The organism is Sphingomonas sp. LR60, assembly GCF_036855935.1.
Taxonomy (GTDB): Bacteria; Pseudomonadota; Alphaproteobacteria; order Sphingomonadales; family Sphingomonadaceae; genus Sphingomonas.
Map to the genome: position 1 here is coordinate 1,261,626 of NZ_JASPFK010000001.1, position 16,843 is coordinate 1,278,468.

15 protein-coding genes are annotated in these 16,843 nt (G+C 66.6%); 6 read left to right on the forward strand and 9 right to left on the reverse strand.

Going from position 1 to position 16,843, the window contains the following annotated elements:
- Positions 1-111: 111 nt before the first annotated feature.
- Together QP166_RS05750 and QP166_RS05755 are read right to left on the reverse strand one after the other, a co-directional pair.
- On the reverse strand, positions 112-1,083 hold the full coding sequence (locus QP166_RS05750; protein ID WP_333917268.1) for an alpha/beta hydrolase family protein: 972 nt from the start codon (positions 1,081-1,083) through the stop codon (positions 112-114).
- Positions 1,056-2,552, reverse strand: a complete 1,497-nt coding sequence (locus tag QP166_RS05755; RefSeq protein WP_333915044.1) for a TolB family protein — start codon at positions 2,550-2,552, stop codon at positions 1,056-1,058. The genes QP166_RS05750 and QP166_RS05755 overlap by 28 nt, the downstream gene beginning before the upstream one ends.
- Before the next feature lie 226 nt (positions 2,553-2,778).
- On the opposite strand from QP166_RS05755, the gene QP166_RS05760 reads away from it, so the two are divergent.
- From QP166_RS05760 to QP166_RS05775, 4 genes are read left to right on the forward strand one after another with little or no spacing between them, the layout of a single operon-like run.
- Positions 2,779-3,429 carry a cell wall hydrolase gene (locus QP166_RS05760; protein ID WP_333915045.1) on the forward strand — a complete coding sequence of 217 codons (651 nt, stop codon included), beginning with the start codon at positions 2,779-2,781 and terminating at the stop codon, positions 3,427-3,429.
- 33 nt (positions 3,430-3,462) lie between these two features.
- Positions 3,463-3,711 carry a glutaredoxin domain-containing protein gene (locus QP166_RS05765; protein WP_333915046.1) on the forward strand — a complete coding sequence of 83 codons (249 nt, stop codon included), beginning with the start codon at positions 3,463-3,465 and terminating at the stop codon, positions 3,709-3,711.
- 4 nt (positions 3,712-3,715) lie between these two features.
- Positions 3,716-4,243, forward strand: coding sequence for a TspO/MBR family protein (locus QP166_RS05770; protein WP_333915047.1), 528 nt, complete (start codon positions 3,716-3,718; stop codon positions 4,241-4,243).
- On the forward strand, positions 4,240-4,602 hold the full coding sequence (locus QP166_RS05775) for a DCC1-like thiol-disulfide oxidoreductase family protein (protein WP_333915048.1): 363 nt from the start codon (positions 4,240-4,242) through the stop codon (positions 4,600-4,602). Before QP166_RS05770 ends, QP166_RS05775 begins: the two co-directional genes overlap by 4 nt.
- A 51-nt stretch (positions 4,603-4,653) precedes the next feature.
- Here QP166_RS05775 and QP166_RS05780 read toward each other — a convergent pair whose 3' ends face one another.
- From QP166_RS05780 to QP166_RS05790, 3 genes are all read right to left on the reverse strand, one after another.
- Positions 4,654-4,929 carry a hypothetical protein gene (locus QP166_RS05780; protein WP_333915049.1) on the reverse strand — a complete coding sequence of 92 codons (276 nt, stop codon included), beginning with the start codon at positions 4,927-4,929 and terminating at the stop codon, positions 4,654-4,656.
- A gap of 149 nt (positions 4,930-5,078) precedes the next feature.
- Entirely contained in the window at positions 5,079-7,607 is a 2,529-nt protein-coding gene (locus QP166_RS05785; protein WP_333915050.1) for a TonB-dependent receptor, read from the reverse strand.
- Positions 7,608-7,715: 108 nt separating this feature from the next.
- Positions 7,716-9,308 carry a tetratricopeptide repeat-containing sulfotransferase family protein gene (locus QP166_RS05790; protein ID WP_333917269.1) on the reverse strand — a complete coding sequence of 531 codons (1,593 nt, stop codon included), beginning with the start codon at positions 9,306-9,308 and terminating at the stop codon, positions 7,716-7,718.
- 49 nt (positions 9,309-9,357) lie between these two features.
- Here QP166_RS05790 and QP166_RS05795 point away from each other — a divergent pair, with 49 nt between their 5' ends.
- Complete coding sequence (locus QP166_RS05795) at positions 9,358-10,638, forward strand: amino acid permease (protein WP_333915051.1); 1,281 nt, start codon at positions 9,358-9,360, stop codon at positions 10,636-10,638.
- Here the strand turns inward: QP166_RS05795 and QP166_RS05800 are convergent.
- Both QP166_RS05800 and QP166_RS05805 read right to left on the reverse strand, forming a co-directional pair.
- Positions 10,610-12,223: a phytoene desaturase family protein gene (locus QP166_RS05800; protein ID WP_333915052.1), complete on the reverse strand. Its 1,614-nt coding sequence runs from the start codon at positions 12,221-12,223 to the stop codon at positions 10,610-10,612. The genes QP166_RS05795 and QP166_RS05800 overlap by 29 nt on opposite strands.
- A gap of 99 nt (positions 12,224-12,322) precedes the next feature.
- The gene (locus tag QP166_RS05805) at positions 12,323-13,528 is read right to left on the reverse strand and encodes an aromatic ring-hydroxylating oxygenase subunit alpha (protein ID WP_333915053.1); all 1,206 of its coding nucleotides are present in this window, start codon (positions 13,526-13,528) and stop codon (positions 12,323-12,325) included.
- A 305-nt stretch (positions 13,529-13,833) separates the two neighbouring features.
- Between QP166_RS05805 and QP166_RS05810 the strand changes: the two genes are divergently transcribed.
- Positions 13,834-14,151 (forward strand): TetR family transcriptional regulator C-terminal domain-containing protein, encoded by a 318-nt coding sequence (locus QP166_RS05810; protein ID WP_333915054.1) that lies wholly within the window; start codon positions 13,834-13,836, stop codon positions 14,149-14,151.
- A 120-nt stretch (positions 14,152-14,271) separates the two neighbouring features.
- Here the strand turns inward: QP166_RS05810 and QP166_RS05815 are convergent, their stop codons facing one another.
- Positions 14,272-15,657, reverse strand: a complete 1,386-nt coding sequence (locus QP166_RS05815; protein ID WP_333915055.1) for a M20/M25/M40 family metallo-hydrolase — start codon at positions 15,655-15,657, stop codon at positions 14,272-14,274.
- A gap of 78 nt (positions 15,658-15,735) precedes the next feature.
- On the reverse strand, positions 15,736-16,788 hold the full coding sequence (locus tag QP166_RS05820) for a zinc-dependent metalloprotease (protein WP_333915056.1): 1,053 nt from the start codon (positions 16,786-16,788) through the stop codon (positions 15,736-15,738).
- Positions 16,789-16,843: the final 55 nt, after the last annotated feature.

A 16,843-nucleotide genomic window follows, 5' to 3' on the forward strand; every position in this document is an offset into this window, starting at 1 on the left:
AGGCGGCGGGCGGAGTCAGGCGCTCGCAATGGCACGCATCCGGAGTCACGCCGTCGCTTACAAAGGGCCCGTCCGGCAGTCCGGAACGGGGGGCAATGAGGCAGGTCGCGCTTACTTGGCGATGGGCGTGGCCGTTGATGTTGCAACGGAAGGCTTGGGCTTGACGTAACGGTCGAGCCAGTCCGTCATCTGCCACAAGGTTTCCCCGGTTGATTCCAGCGCGCGATACCCATGCGGCTCATTGGGCAGGACGACGTAGCGGACGGTCGCGCCATTGCCCTTGAGCGCAGCGTACATGCGCTCGGACTGGATCGGGAAGGTGCCGCTGTTGTCGTCGGCCGCGCCATGGATGAGGAGGATCGGCGCCTTGATCCGGTCGGCATAGGTGAACGGACTCATTTCGGTGTAGGTCGGGGTCGCCTGCCAATAGGTTCGCTGCTCGGCCTGGAAGCCGAACGGGGTTAGCGTGCGGTTGTACGCGCCCGAGCGTGCAATGCCGGCGCGGAACAGGTCGGTGTGGGCGAGCAGATTGGCGGTCATGAAGGCACCGTAGCTGTGCCCACCGACCGCCATGCGTGTCCGGTCGCCGACGCCGAGTTTCACCACCGCATCGACCGCGGCCTGCGCGTCGTCGCGCAATTGCTTGACATAGGTGTCGTTGGCCTCGGCGTCGCCCTCGCCGATGATCGGCATCGCCGGATCGTCGAGGATCGCATAGCCCTGGGTCAGCAGGAACAGGTGGCTGATCCCGCGCGGACGCGTGAAGCGGTTGCCCTGATCGACCGTTTGCCCGGCGACCTTCGCGTCGGTAAATTCGGAAGGGTAGGCCCAGAGGAGCGTCGGCAGCGGACCGTCGCGCTTGGCGTCGTAACCGGCGGGCAGATAGAGCGTGCCCGACAAGGGAACGCCGTCTGCGCGCTTATAGGTGATCGTCCGCTGGGTGACGCCAGCGAATACCGGATTTGGGTCCGGGAACGAGGTGACGGCCTTTGCGCGATCGCCCTTAGTGTTGCGGATCATGTAGTTCGGGGCTTGCGTCGCACTTTCACGCCGCGTCAGGATGCGCCCGCGGTCATCCAGCATCGCCACCACCGGCTCATAATAGGGGGCTTGGCGTTCCAGATCCGGGTTTGCTTGCCGCCGGCAAGCGGCAGGGTGGCAAGGAACGGGAATGCCCCTTCCTTGGTGGCGCCCTCGCCGGTGACATAGATGGCGTCGTGCGCAGGCGTGAAGCGCATCACCGGCTTGCCGGCGCTGTTCTCGTCGATCAGCGGCTCGCCCGGATCACCGTACTGATCCTGATAATTGAACGTCAGCAGCGTGCGGCCTTGACCGGGGCGTGACGGAGCAACTGCCAGCCGGTGCTCGGTTCGCGTGCGCCAATCGCGCGCCACGATCATCGCAAAACCGTTGTCCCCCCACATCGTCTCGGCATAGCGCGAGGGCGTCTGCGCAAGCTCGACGGGCGCCGCGTCGAACGGCGCGGCCTGCATCACGATCTTGTCGTGGAAGGCGACCTTCGTGCGCGGATTGCCCCCGTCTAGCGCTTCCGCCCAGACCAGCGTCGCCGGCGCATCGGAACGCCACGTCGCTTCGCGTGGCCCTTTCACGGTGGCGTCGAAGTCGACGGGCAGGTCGTCGGCGAGCGGCCGGTCGACCAGCGTCCTGACCGGGTTTCCCTCGATCGTCGATACGGCGATCTCGGTCGCGAAGAAGCGGGCGGGCAGCAGATAGGAGTAAGGACGCTTCAGCTGCTCGGTCAGAAGGTAGCGACCATCGGGCGAAACGCTGAAATCGGTCACGAGCCCCGCTTTACCGATCGGCTTCGCAACGCCATCGAGCCCGATGCGGACGAGCTGCCCGGTAAAATAATGGTCGAACAGCGCCTCGTCATAGGTGTTGTGAAGCAAGTCCTCGTACGTGCGCGCAGCTGACGTGCGGCCGCTGCTTTCCTGCACGACGGGGCCGGTCGGGGTCGTCGCAGCGACAGGAGGGGCGCCCCGTCCAGCGGGTATCGTATAGGCAATCAGCGCGGTTCCGTCGGGCATCCAGACATAGGGAGAGCCGAAGGTGCCGTTCAAACCTTTGGCGATCGGACGAGCGCTGCCGTCGCGATCGGCGATCCATAGCGACAGGCCGTCGGGCTCCTGGGCATAGAAGGCCAGGCGACTGCCATTGGGAGACCAGCGCGGTGCAGCGAAGCGCAAGCCGGCCGGAAGTTTGACGTCGATGGTGCGGCCGCCGTCGATGTCCTTGAAGCTCAGGCGATTGAGCCATTGGACGCGCACCTCGGCCTGGCCGTTGGTGGCGGGATCGATGCGGTAGCCACCGAGCCGCAGGATGGGTTTGGAGAGATTGGCGATCGTCGGCAGGTTCTCCCGGCCGAGGATTGCGAGCGTGCGATGGTCGGGACTGATCGCAACCGCCGGTGTGGGCGGCATCTCGAGTGCTTTGGCGATCGGATCAGGCGCGCGATGGTAAGTGGTGCCAGGCGTCTGCGCGGTTGCAGCCGAGGCAAAGAGGATGGCGATCAGGCAGGCACGCGCGCGCATTCGTAACACCTTGTCGTTAAGGACCGTCGATGTGCCACGGCCGGGTCAGACCGGCCAGCGACTTTCGCGAGGGTCGGCGCACAAGGCGGTTGGTCTGCCGGGAGCAAGCGGATAGGGATACGGCTGCTTGGCGCCCGGCGCTGGTATGCAGATGATGGCACAACGTCGATCCTCCCGTAACGCGAAACGACGCAAGGCACAGCGAGACGCCGCTGCGGAGCGCTGGTTGCTGCTGCTGTTCGTCGTGGCCGCTGTGGCCATCGCGGCGGGACTTCTGGATTCCGGCTCCTTCAAGGCGAGACCAAAGCGTCCGCAGGCAATGACGATGGCGGAGGCTCGCACGTCGAACGCCGGTGTTCCGATCGTCGCGCGCGCGCGTGTCAGCGCAGCGCCGTATCGTTTTCGCGGCGGACCGGCCGAACGCGCGCAGGCGGTCGACTGCCTCGCCACGGCCGCGCTTTACGAAGTGGGTGACGATCCACGCGGGCAACGCGCCGTCATCCAGGTCATCCTCAACCGTTCGCGGACGGCCGGTTTTCCCCGCACGATCTGCGGCGTCGTCTATCAGGGTTTCGAGCGGACGACCGGTTGCCAATTCTCCTTCACCTGTGACGGCTCGATCAGACGGCGCACCCGGCATTACGGCTGGTCGGCGGCGCGGCGCGTGGCGAAGAGCGCGCTGGCAGGGCGGGTCTTTGCCGATGTGGGGCGCGCGACACATTATCATGCTGACTGGATGGTGCCGTACTGGCGCGACACGATGACCAAGGTGGCGAAGGTCGACACCCACCTCTTCTACGTGCGCCGGCGAGGGTTGCCGGAGAGCGCCCGAGGAACGCCGTATGTGCGGAACGTCGTGCAGCGTCGGTCGCTGTAACTATCCGGACGCTCAGGTCCGAGGAGATTTCCGATGGCAGACGCCGGAACTGCGACGCTCTACCGCATGGTTTTGCCCGAACACACTTGTCCGTTCGGCGTTCGCGCCAAGCAGATGCTCGAAGCGGCGGGGTATGACGTGGACGATCGCATCCTGCTGTCGCGCGAGGAAGTCGACGCGTTCAAGGCTGAACAGGGCGTCGCGACCACCCCGCAGATCTTCATCGACGGCGAGCGGATCGGCGGGAGCGATGAACTCGAGCGCTATCTCGCTCAGGGCTAACCGGATGGCGGGCAACGATCCACATCTCCCGCGCGGCCTGTCGCGCCTTGCGGCGTTTGCCGTGGTCGGCGCGGTGCTCGGCGCGAGCGCGATCGTCGGCAGACGCAACGCACCCGACCCGTCGCATCCAGGCATTCGCCGCTGGTATCGACGGCTCGAAAAACCCGGCTTCACACCGCCCGATGCGGCCTTCGGCGCGGTTTGGCCGGTGCTGGAAACCGGTCTCGCAGTCGGTGGCTATCGTTTGCTGCGGCACCCCGGCGGGCTCGAGCGCAACGCCGCTGTCGGCCTGTGGCTGGCCAATACCGCGATGGTTGGCGGCTGGACGCAGCTGTTCTTTCGCGAGCGGCAGCTTGGTGCCAGCGCAGCGGCGTCGGCGGCGATGGTCGTGACTGGCGCCGGCTATGTTCTTACCGCCGCAAAGGTGGATCGCCCCGCCTCAGCCTTGGGGGTGCCGTTCGTAGGATGGCTCGCTTTCGCCACGATCCTCTCAGGGCGCATCTGGCGCGACAATGCCGCGGTCGCGCGGTGAGGCGGGTTACGGTCTGGCATGATGGCGACTGCCCCCTTTGCCGGCGTGAGATTGCGACGATGCGCCGTCTCGATCGGCGTGGCGCGATCGACTTCGTCGACGTGACGGGGGCGGGGACGTGTCCGCTGGATCGGGCCGAAATGCTGGCACGCTTCCATGCGCGCGAGGAGGGTGGTCCGTTGTTGTCAGGCGCAGCCGCTTTCGCCGCGATGTGGCGTGCGATTCCGGTGTTGCGACCGTTGGGCGAAGTAGCGCGGAACCGCCTTGCTCTGGCGCTACTCGAGCGCCTCTACGGCCGCTTCCTTCGTGTACGACCGCGGCTGCAGCGATGGCTGGCGTCGCGCGAGGCGCGGGCATGAGGCTGTCGCTCCGGGGCGGGTAAGTGTTTGGTATCGGGGCGTACTAATCGCCTAGGCGCGGCGTGCTGTTGGCCGCAGCCCCATCAGTCGCAACGCGCGGAGCACCGTTCCGTGCGTGATCGGTCCTCCGCGCGGCGCAAGCAGTTGGAAGGCTTGGCAGGCCGCGACCAGCGTGCGCGTATCGGGAAAGCTGTCGAGCCGCCCGGTTTCGGCGCGATGCCGGCGGATCGTTGCCTCCAGGCAGCGGATGATCGGTTCGGCGCGGGCATAAGCGTCCGCGCGCCGCGCGCCGTGCCGAAGCTCCAGATCACCGATACCGTCCATCATCGCGGCGGCTCTTAGCAGCTTGATTAACAAGCACCATCCGACGAGCGCCGAGCTGATTGCAGATCGCGATCAGCGTGCGCAGTGGCGCCGTCAGCGCCTGCTCGACATGCCGGGCATCGGGTGATCGGGGACGAGCAGGGCCGCCAGTCCTAGAACTTCGCGCCGGCGCGGATGCCGATCGTTCGGGGGGCGATCGGAACGATATAAGGGCGCTGATCGCATGCGCCGCATTGCTGGAAGCGGGAAATCTGGCCGCGCTCGTCCCAGAGATTTCGTGCAAATATCTCAAAGGTATAGTTCGCGAGTTCGGCGCCGATCGACAGGTTTGCGCTGGTATAGGGTTGCAGCCGGCCAAGCGCCGCGGCCTTGGCGAGGCGCAGGTCCGAGGCGGCGGAGCTTTGGTGTGCGACGAGGCCCTGTATATAGGCGCGGGCCGTGCCGATCGGGACCGAGTAACGTGCTGTTCCGCTGACCTTAAAACGCGGCGTGATCGGCAGGCGGGTGCCGCTGGGCGCGAGGACTTTCGCGCCTTCCGCGCTGCAATCGACGGAATCGCACAGGTCCGTGCGCGTCCGGGCATTGGTGTACGAGCCGGCTGCGGTCAGCGAAAGTGCGCCCAGGGTGACGTTGGTATCCATTTCGATGCCGCGAATTCGCGCGTCGGGGCCGTTCTGGATTACGGTGAAGCTGTTTTCACCAAGGAACGAGAACTGAAATTGATCCCAATTCTGCTGATATACCGCCCCGTTAAAGCGGACGGTGCCGCCCGGTAGCGTGGTTTTCCAACCGATCTCGTAATTGGTCAAAAAGTCGGCGGCGTAATCGCCGACGTCGCCGCGGCGATTGATCCCGCCGGGACGGAAGCCGCGCGAGGCGGTCGCATAGAGGAGGACCTCGTCGGTCGGCTTCCACGTCGCGTTGAAGCGATAGGTGACGCCCTGTCCGTCGGCCCGCTTGGGCACCACGCGGTTGCCGTCGGGAACGCCGAGGTTGACGCACGGGATCGCGCCGACGTCGGGCGTGGTGAGGAAAGCGGTGGTGTCGCCGCCATTCAGATAGGCGTCGCGCAACGTGCCGCCGCCGGCCATGTAGCAACTCGCCACGCCGGTGCGCGAGCTGCCGGCGGCGTTGAACGGGCTGGCCGTGTAGGGGCGCCCATCCGCGGCATCGACGCCGGGATTGCGACCGAAGCCGAAGAAGCCGACCAGCGAATTGTCATAGATGAAGACACGTCCGCCCGCGGTGAGCGTCAGCTTCGAGGTCAGGTCGTAGCTTGCCTCGCCGAAGACCGCATAATCCTTGTCGACACGGTGCTGTCGGGTCAGCCACAACGTACCGGGGTAGCCGTTGACGGATACCTGCTGGCCGAGGTTCGGGATCTGATAGTCCTGGAAGATCAGGTTGCTCTGCCGCTGGTAGAAGGCACCCGCGACCAACCGGAACGGCTGGTCAACCGGTGAAGCGATGCGCAATTCCTGGCTGAGCTTCTTGAAGTGATCGCGGCCGATCACCCGCTGACGCGGGTCGATCGTGTTGCCGGCATTGTCCTGATAATAGAAATAGCCGGCAAGCCCGCCGACCGCCGAATAGAGCGAGTCATAGGCTTCGGAATAATCGGTATAGTCGCTCGACTGGACCGCGCGGCGATCGAGCAATGCACCGGCATAGGTGACGTCCCAATTGCCGAGCTGGCCCTCGATCGTCAGCGCCGCCTGCGCAAAGCGGTCGCGACGATATTCGGGGTAGAAGCGCTGCACCTCAAGGTCGCCGACCTTCGGATCGTAGCCATAGCTGCCGTGGCTGTTCTGTTCCTGATAGAGCAAGGTGGGCGTCGCGGTCCAATTGTCGTCGAGATCGATCTTGAGCGCGGCGCGGCCACCGTAGGTTTCGGTGTCGTTATAGTCCTTCTTGACGAAGGCGGCATTGTCGACGCTGATCCCGCCCGGCTGCGGCAGGAAGCGGCGCGTGCCGGGGACGTTGTCGATGAAGCCGGCGTCCTTCTGGTAGAAGCCGACCATGCGCAGCGCGACGCGCTCGCCGAACGGGATGTTGAGCATCCCTTCGCTGACGTAGCCGATGCCGCCGGAGCGCAGCATGTTCACCTCGCCATCGACACGTCCGTAGAAGCCGGCGGTGTCGGGCTTGTTGGTGATGATGCGGATCGTCCCCGCCTCGCTCGACGCGCCGTACAGCGTGCCCTGCGGGCCGGCGAGGCTTTCGATGCGGGCGATATCGTAGACATGGACGTCGAGCGTGCCGCCGATCGTCGTGACCGGTTGTTCGTCGAGATAGACGCCGACCGAGGGCAGGGAGCCCGAGTGATTGCCGTCACCGCCCGACGCGACGCCACGCATGTAGACGGTGGTGACACCCGGTTGCGACGACTGGAACGCGACCGACGGGAGCAATTGCGTGTAATCGTTGAAGTTGGAGACGTTGAGCTGGTCGAGGCGGCGCGTGCCGATCGCCTGGATGCTGATCGGGACGTTCTGAATGCTTTCGTCACGCTTCTGCGCGGTGACGATGATGTCGCCATCACTGGTGGTGGCGGTCGGTTGCTGAGACGGGGTGTCCGCGCTGGTGGTCTGGCCGGAGCCGGTTTGCGCTCCAGCGGGAGCGGCAAACGCCGCCGACACCAGCAACGGAACGAGCACGCGACGACGGAAGCTGACCACCACAACAATCCCCTTTGTTGCGACTATTTGATGACATGCTGCAGCGCGGCAGCAGTGCGGTCAATCCGGGAGAGAAACATTTTATCTTAAATGTCCGGCGTGACGAAATTGTCACGCCGACGGCGCTGTTCCCGGCGCAAGAGGATAACAGTCGATGACGTCGCCGAGCGCCTGCTCCAGCGGTTGGAGGTGCGCGGCAAATGGTCGCCATGCGCGGTCACCGCCGCGAAAGATCGGCTGTCGTACCTGCTCGGAAGAGGCCGTGCGCACCGCTCGCTCGGTGCGGTGCGATGACAGACAGGCGGGGTCGAAGGGGAGGCGGCACGCGTCGAGCAGCGCACGGATATGCGGTTCCGGCGCATCGACCAGTTGCTCGTGGATCACCCGATGGACATGGCTGGGCTGCACCGCGTCGATGTGCGCCATCATCCGCACGTAATCGCGGTAGTAATGCCCCATGTCGTCGAGCGCGTAGCTGAAGCCCTGACCGCGCGCGAAATGCTGCTTGAAGTTCGAGAAGCAACAGGCACGTGGGTCGCGCCGCGCGTCGATGATCGTGGCATTGGGCAGGATCAGCCGGATCAGGGCGACGTGCGCCCAGTTGTTCGGCAATTTGTCGACGAAGAAGGGGCGGTCGCTGCGGCGCTGGACCGCGGCGCGGCGGAGATATTCCTCGCCCAGCGTGCGGGCCTGCGCCGCAGTAATGGTCGCGAGCCCCGCGGGATAGTCGGCGATGCGGCGGGCGAGCGCGGGCAGGTCGGGCAATTCGGTCGTGCCCTCGACCAAGGGGTGACTGGCGAGGATCTGTTCGACCAGCGTCGATCCGGCGCGCGGCATTCCGAGAACGAAGATCGGGTCGTGTGCAGGGCAGCCCCAGCCGGCGCGTTCGGCAAAGAAGTCGGCGGTGGCGGTCGCGACGATCGTGTCGACGAACTGTGTCGTCTCGCTGGCGTCATAGGCGATCTGCGTCCGGCGCAGCGCATTGCCGGCGGCATAATGCGCAAAGGCGCGATCGGCGTCGCCGCGTTCCTCCCATGCCTTGCCGAGCGCGAAGTCGAGATGGAAGCGATCTTCGATCGTGATCGCCGGATCGGCAAGCGCGGTGGCCATCGCCGCGACATCCGCATCGTCGAACCGCACGGTCTTGAGGTTCGCGAGGCTCCACCATGCCTCGCCCAGCGCCGGGCGCAAGGCAATCGCGCCGCGATAGGCGGCGACGCCGTCCGCCTGTCGCCCGACCGTCTTGAGCATATGACCGTAGCTCATCCACACCTTCGGCTGCGAGGGGGCGGCGGCGAGCACGCGTTCGTAGAGCGTGATCGCTTCCTCGAACCCGCCAAGCCGGCCGAGTGCCGCGGCCTTGAGATTGGCGTGTCCGAGATGCTCTGGCTCGGCGGCGAGCAACGTGTCGAGTTCGGCGAGCGCGTCGACGGCGCGGTTCTGGCGGTAGAGTACGATCGCAAGATTGGCGCGCGCCGCGGTGAAGCCGGGTGCGAGTTCGAGCGCGCGGCGCAACAGTGTCTCGGCATCGCGATTGCGCCCGATCCGTCCGGCCAGTTCGGCGAGCATCCGGATCGCGCGGGCATCGAACGGGTCGCGCTTCAGGTAAGTGCGCAGCAACGGCTCGGCGACGTCGAGCTGATTGTCGTGGAGCGCCAGCGCGGCGTCGACTAGCAAGGCAGGGAAACGGGCAGGGTTGGGCATGGACGAACGAGCAGACCACGGCGAGGCGACCGGATCAAGCGCCAGGTCCATGGAAGGAAAAGGCGCGCTCGGCTTCTGGGGCGCGCTGGCGCTGGTGATGGGCAATCTGATCGGGTCGGGCATCTACCTGCTGCCCGCGACGCTGGCGCCGTTCGGGGCGAATGCGACCTTCGGCTGGGTGGTGACGATCGCCGGGGCGATGGCGCTGGCGTTCGTCTTCGCGCGGCTGGCGGCGGCGGTGCCGCAGGCGGGCGGACCGTATGCCTATGCCGATGCGGCGTTCGGGCCGGCGGTCGGCTTCGCGACGGCGTGGAGCTATTGGACATTGATCTGGGCGGGCAACGGTGCGGTGGCGGTCGCGGCGGTCAGCGCGCTGAGCGTCGCCATCCCGGCGCTCGCGCCCCATGCGGCGATCGCGGCGGTGGCAATGGTTTGGGTCTTCGTCGGCGTGAACGTCCGCGGCGTTGCGGCGGCGGCGCGGGTGCAGGTGGTGACGATGGTGCTCAAGCTGATGCCGCTCGCCGCGGTGGCGCTGCTCGCCGGCTGGCTGCTGCTGACCAAGGGCGGCGCGGCGGTGGTGCAGGATGCGCCGGTGCCGCTCGCCGCGGGCACGATCGCGGGCGCGGCGGCACTGACCTTCTGGGGCTTCCTGGGTGTCGAGTCCGCGACGGTGCCGGCCGACCGGATGCGGGACCCGGCACGTACCGTGCCGCGCGCGACGCTGATCGGGACTGCGGCGGTGGGCGTGATCTATCTGATCGTCTCGGGGGCGATCACCGCCTTGATGCCGCGTGCGGCGGTCACCGCGTCGCCGGCGCCAATCGCCGACTTTCTGGGAAGCGCGCTGGGTGGGGCGACCGCGCAGATCGTGGCGCTGTTCGCGACGGTGAGCGCGTTGGGCACGCTGAACGGCTTCGTCCTGCTGCAAGGCGAGGTGCCGCGGGCGATGGCGCGTGGCGGGGTGTTCCCGCGTTGGTTCGGGCATGAGAACGCGGCGGGGGTGCCGGTACGCGCGCACGTCCTGGCGGGCATGATGGTGACGGCGGTGACGCTGGCCAATTATACGCGCGGTATGGGCGACCTGTTCGCGTTCGTCGCTGCGGTGTCGCTGGCGGCGGGGATGCTCGCCTATTTCGTCAGTGCGCTGGCCGGTGTGGCGTTGCTGCGCGGCGATACGGTCGGGCGCATCGCGGGACTCGCGTCCGCGCTGTTCATCGCGTGGCTGTCCTATGGGCTCGGGCCGGAGGCGAACGCCTGGGCGTTGGTGCTGCTGCTTGCGGGCGTGCCCGTCTATTGGTGGGTCAGGCGCGTCGTCGCCAGCGGCCGATGAGGCTGCGGTCGGCAAGGATCGCCTGCGCCGCATTGTGGCCCGGCGCCCCGGTCACCCCGCCGCCCGGATGCGTGCCCGATCCGCACATGTAGAGGCCGTGGATCGGCGCGCGATAGTCGCCATGCCCGAGCACCGGCCGCGCCGACCATAATTGGTCGAGGCTCATGCGGCCGTGGAAGATGTCGCCGTCGATCAGCCCGAACTTGCGCTCCAGATCGAGTGGCGAGTGGATCTGGCGCGCGATCACCGATTTCTTGAAGTTGGGGGCGTGGCGGTCGACCGTGTCGATGATGAGGTCGGCGACTTCCTCGCGCGCGTCGTCCCAACTGCGGCCGTCCGGTAGCTGCGGCGCGAATTGCTGGCAGAACAGGCTGGCGATGTGCATTCCCGGCGGGGCGAGGCTGTCGTCGACGGTGGTGGGGAGCTTCATCTCGACGATCGGTTCTCGCGACCAGCCGTGGACCTTCGCATCGTCGAAGGCGCGGTCCATGTAGTCGAGGCCGGGGGCGATGATGATCCCGGCGGTGTGGTGCTCGGCGCGCTCCTTGCCGGGCAATACGGTGAAGTCGGGCAGTTCGCTGAGCGCGACGTTCATGCGGAACGTGCCCGAGCCGGTCTTGAACCCGGCGACGCGGCGGCGGAAATCCTCCGGCATGTCGCTGGCATCCACCATCTGTCGGTAGAGCATCGCCGGGCCGACGTTGGCGGCGACGATCGGCGCGGCGATCTCCTCGCCGCTTTCCAGCACCACGCCGGCCGCCTTGCCGCCGTCGACCAGCACGCGCGCGACCGGCGCGTCGAGGCTGATCTCGACCCCGGCATCGAGGCACGCCGCCTGCATCGCCTGCGTGATCGCGCCCATCCCGCCGACCGAATGGCCCCATGCGCCGAACTTGCCGTTCACCTCGCCGAAGACGTGGTGGAGCAGGACATAGGCCGAGCCAGGGGTCGACACGCCCGCGAAATTACCGACCACGGCGTCGAAGGCGAACGCCGATTTGACGTGGTCGTCCTCGAACCAGCCATCGAGGAAGTCGCGTGCCGATTTGGTGAAGACGTCGAGCAGGTCGCGCTGCGCGGCGATGTCGAGCTTGGCGAGCGGCCAGCCCTGTCGGGCGGCGGACACCACCTCCGCCAGACCGCCGCCGGCGTTGGGCGGGGCTTTAAGCGCGAGGTCGCGGAGCACCTGCGCGACGCGTTCCAGCGCGGCGTCATAGCGCGGATAGGCGTCGGCATCGCGACGGCTGAAGCGCGCGAACTGCTCCTGCGTGCGCTGCATTCCGCCGCCAAGCGTGAGGTAGGTGTCGGGAAAGGGGAAGAAGTTGCTGATCGTCCGCTCGATGATGCGGTAGCCGCGATCGTGCAGCTTCATGTCCGCGATCACCTTCGGTCGCAGCAGGCTGACCGTGTAGCTGGCGGTGGAGTTGCGGAAGCCGGGGTGGAATTCCTCGGTCACCGCCGCGCCGCCGACGACGTGACGGCGTTCGAGCACGCGGACCTTCAGCCCGGCACGCGCGAGATAGAAGGCGCAGACCAGCCCGTTGTGTCCGCCGCCGATGATGAGTGCGTCGTACTTTTCCGTCATCTTGCCCCCGTCGCCCCTGCGCAGGCAGGGGCCTATGTCTGTTCGTTCCGCCACGTCTTTTCGACGAGGAATGCCGTGCCTGTGTCTAACCTTGCCCAGTCACTCGACAGTCATGGGCCCCTGCCTGCGCAGGGGCGACGGGGAGTTATGTGACCAGCCCGGCGGCGGTGCGCGGTGGAGGCGGGCCTCCGGTATCCGCGCGCGGATCTTGGCGGCGAAGCTGCGCAGACACACCTCGCTCGCGCCGATCGGGCCGGCGGTGTAGCTGGACGAGGCCATGCCCTGTTGCACGAGCTCGATCAGCCAGGTGTCCTCGGCGTTGACGGTGCGGTTGATCCGCCAATTGGCGTAACGGGCGAGCTTCATCTCGCGACGCGCGTCGGGCAGCGCGAAGGTCATCTCGCGCAGCATGCACGTCGTCGGCGTCAGCGGCAGCCATTGCATGAAGTCGACCTGATCGGCGTAGATATCGAACGCCATGTTCGGCCAGAGCTTGTAATAGAGCCACAGGCGCTGGTTGGTTTCGGGCAGGTGATCGACGCGCGGCAGGTGCGTCTGATAGAAACGCTCCCACACGTTGTCGGAAGGTCGATCGACGAGCTGCCCCGACATCTTGTCGACCCAGCCCGCCGCCTCGATCGCGTAGCTCTTGCCGAACAGCCGGCTGAGCCCGTCATGGGCGACGGGGATGTGGAGGTTGTCGGAATAATTATCGCCGACATTCTTCCAGTTCACGGCCCGCGTGCGATGGCGCACGTCGCCGATCCGGCGCAGGTCGGCGAAGCGATAGGGCGCGATCTCGTGATCGTAGGGCGCCATCATTTCCGCGACGCGCGGTCCGCCGTCATCCTCGAGCCGCACGAACACGAACCCGCGCCAGCGGTCGATGTCGACCGGAACGAGCCCGCTATCCGCCATGTCGAGCGCGGGATAGTCGCGACGCATCGGCACGCCGCTCAATCGCCCGTCCAGCTCATAGGCCCAGGCATGATACGGGCACACCAATTTGCGCGCGCACCCGGCGTCACCCTCGACCAACCGCATCGCGCGGTGACGACAGACGTTGTGGAAGGCCCGGATTTCGCCGTTGCCGCCGCGCACGACCACAACATTTTCGTTCAGATACGACAGCGTTCGCCATGCGCCGGGCTGGTCGAGATCGCTCTCGTGGCACACGATCTGCCACGAGGGGCGGATGACGCGCGCGCATTCGAGCGCGAAAAACTCCGGATCGGTGTACAGCCAACCGGGCAGGCTCCAGTCGGCATCGGGATCACGATCATGCAGCTCGGCCGGACGGAGCATAGGAGGTTCTCGCGTGCTTGTTGCACGAACGTATAACAAGGTGCAGCGTTGAGCAAGCGCGCAAGTCCCGACGATCGTCGCCGCGACCTGATCGAGGCGACGGTGCGCGTGCTCGCGGAACGCGGCGCGGCGGGCGCGTCGGTGCGGACGATCGCCGCGGCGGCGAACGTGTCGCCGGGATTGGTGACGCATCATTTCGGCGGAGTCGATCGACTGGTGGCCGCCTCTTACGATCATGTCGCGGCGCAGGTCGCGACGGCGCTGGAGGCGGCGGTCGAGGCAGAGGAAGCGCGCCACGCGCGCGATTGGCGGCCTATGTCGCGGCCAACTTCGCTGCGCCGATCGCCGATCCGGCGCTGCTCGCGACGTGGCTGGCGCTATGGAGCCTGGCGCGGGGTGACGTGGCGATGCTGGCGCGGCATGAACATCATTATGCGGATTTTCGGGCGCGGTTGGAGGACTTGCTTGCCGAGTGTGGCGTGGCGCCCGCGCGGGTGCGGCTGGCGGCGATCGGGGTTACCGCATTGGTCGATGGCTTGTGGCTGGAGTTGTGCCTGTCGCCCGACAGCTTCTCCGCCGAAGAGGCGCGGCAGATCGCGGCGGCATATCTGGCGGGGTTGTGAAGTGAGATCATCAAGGACGTTGGTCAAACATCCTGATCGTCATTACGAGCGTAGCGACGTAAGCTAGGGCGTCCTGATCCGGCTCTGGATTGCTTCGCTACGCTCGCAATGACGAACCCGTCACTTCGACAGATCGGTGAACAGTGAGTCGTAATAAGCGATGCCGAGCGCGATATTGTCGATCGGGGTACGCTCGTTGAGGCCGTGGCTGAAATCGTCCGATTCCTTGATGAAGGTCGGGCTCGCGCCATAGCTGGGGACGTGGTGATAGCGGAACCACATGCTGTCGCTCGCGCCCGCCGACATGCTGGGAAATACCGGCACGCCCGGCCGGGTCTTGGCGATCGCCTTGGTCACTGCGGCAACGAAATCGGGGCGCATCGGCGAGGCGTCGTTGGGGACCGAGCCCTCGCTGACGTCGCGGATCGTGAGCTTCGGCTCGGCGGCGACCTGCTTGAGCGTCACCATCACGTCGGCCGGTTTCACGCCGGGGAAGATGCGGCAATTGATGTTCGCGGTCGCGCGCTGCGGCAGCGCGTTCAGCGCATGGCCGCCATTGATCATCGTCGCGACGCAGGTGGTGCCGATCTGGCCGACATAGGCGGGGTCGGCGGCGAGCGTGGCGATCGCTTTCTCGTCCTTCGGATTGGCAGCAAAGGCGCGCATCGCTGCGGCGAGCGCGCCGCTTTTCTGCTTCGCCGCTTCCTGGAAGAACTTCTTGGTAAGGTCGGACAGTTGTGGCGTGAAGCGGTAGTTGCCGATCCGCACCAGCGCCGCCGACAGTTGATTGATCGCGTTTTCGGGGCGCGGGGCCGAACTGTGTCCACCGGGGTTGGTGACGGTCAGTTCGAAATCGGCATAGGTCTTTTCCGCGCCGTTCCAGGTGAAGAACTGCGCGCGGCCATCTTCGCCAAGCCGTCCGCCGCCGCCATCGATGTTGATGACCAGCTCGGCGTTCTTCAACTGCTCCGCGATGAGCGCGCTGGTCTTCATGCGCGTTTCCTCATCGCCGGAGAATTCGAGCACGATGTCGCGACGCGGACGATAGCCGGCGCGCTTCATCTGCAACAAGGCCGCGATCGTCACCGCGGCGTCGAGCTTCATGTCGGTCGCGCCGCGGCCGTAGAGATAGCCGTTCTCGATCACCGGAGTGAACGGATCGCGCTGCCAGTCGGCGGGCTTCGCCTCGACGACGTCGATATGGCCGGAGATCACCAAAGGCTTGGCGGCGCGGTCGCTGCCCGGCCACCGTGCGATGAGGTAGGCGGTGTCGTCGACGGGGGTGACGGTGACGTCGGTGATTCCGCCCGCGACCAGCACCGACTTCAGATAGGCGGCGAGCTGCGGGGTCTGGTTGCCCGGGCCGGCGACGCTGCGGAAGGCGATCGCCCGCTTGGCGATGTCGAGCGCCTGGGTTTCCGCGGCCGATTTTGCATGGAGCGCGGAGGTGGGCGCGACACTGAGCAACGTGGCGCCAAACGCAAGACGAACCCAATTACGCTTCATAATGTTTTCCCCGCCATGCTTTCGCGGACGCTAGGCCGCTCAAGCGAAAAGGCAACCTGCTTGCCGCCGTTGTCTGCGTCACCCGCCGATCGGCATCCCCGGCGGGATTGCCGGGACCGACCGTTTGGTGGGCGCAAGGGCGCGCTCGAGGGCAGTCGTGTCGCCGAGCAGGCGCGCTACGCCTTGAGCCCATGGATCGCGCTTGTCGCGCCCGAACCGCTCGCGCAGCCCTTCGAGCGCTCCGTCGAGCCGCAGCGCCACGTCCGGCGTGGTGGCGGGCGCGCGCGCGGCGGAGGCGATCGCGAGTATGGTGCGCAGGGCGATCCGCTGTGTCACCGCATCGTCATGGCGCATGATGATGTCGCGGGTGAGGCGGTCGAGCAACGTGTTCACACCGGGCAGCGCTTCGTCGGCTGCGTGCTGGAGGTGGAGGCGGGTGAGGCGTGTCGGGGCGAGCAGGGTTTCCAGCGTCACCTGCGCCGCGACGTCGGTTGCCACGAGCGGATCGAACACCGCGCCACCGGCGGTGTCGAGCACCTCGCTGTCGTATTGCGGATCGGCGTTGCCGTTGACGCCGGACGATAATGTCAGGGCGAGCGCGGGCGGCACCGTCAGTGCTGCGGGTGACAGCGTCGCGAGCAGCGCGTCGAGCGCCTCGGCTTGTTCCGCTGCGCTTCCGCGGGTCGGCGCGGGGGCGCTGTCGCCGGCCGTCGCGTAGCTATAATGTACCCCGCCCAAGGTTTTGCCAATCGCGGCAACGGCGTAGCGGTGGAACAGCCACACCGGAACGAAGCTGCGGCGCAGGTCGGAAAGCGGCGCACCGGCGTGGAGCACGCCGGGGCCGAAGCGCGCGAGGGCAACGCGGCGCACTGCCATGACGTGCGCAAGGTCGGCCGGTCCGTCGTCGCCTTCGGTCCACATGCTGTCGCCGGGGACGGCGAGGCTTGCGTCGCGGCCATCGATATCAGTGAGATAGCGCATCCCGGCACGTTGCGCGGCGTCGGCCTTCGCCGCGGCGGCGGCGTCCGGATCGGTGCCGGCGGCGGGCTGGCCATAGAGCCAGTCGACCGTGAACTTGTCCCACTTGCCGATCCCGGTTGCGTAAGCATCGGAAAGGTCGATCAGAATCACCGTTCAGCGCGACCTTGGCGAAGGGATAGTCCATGACCGATGCGCGCCCTTGCGT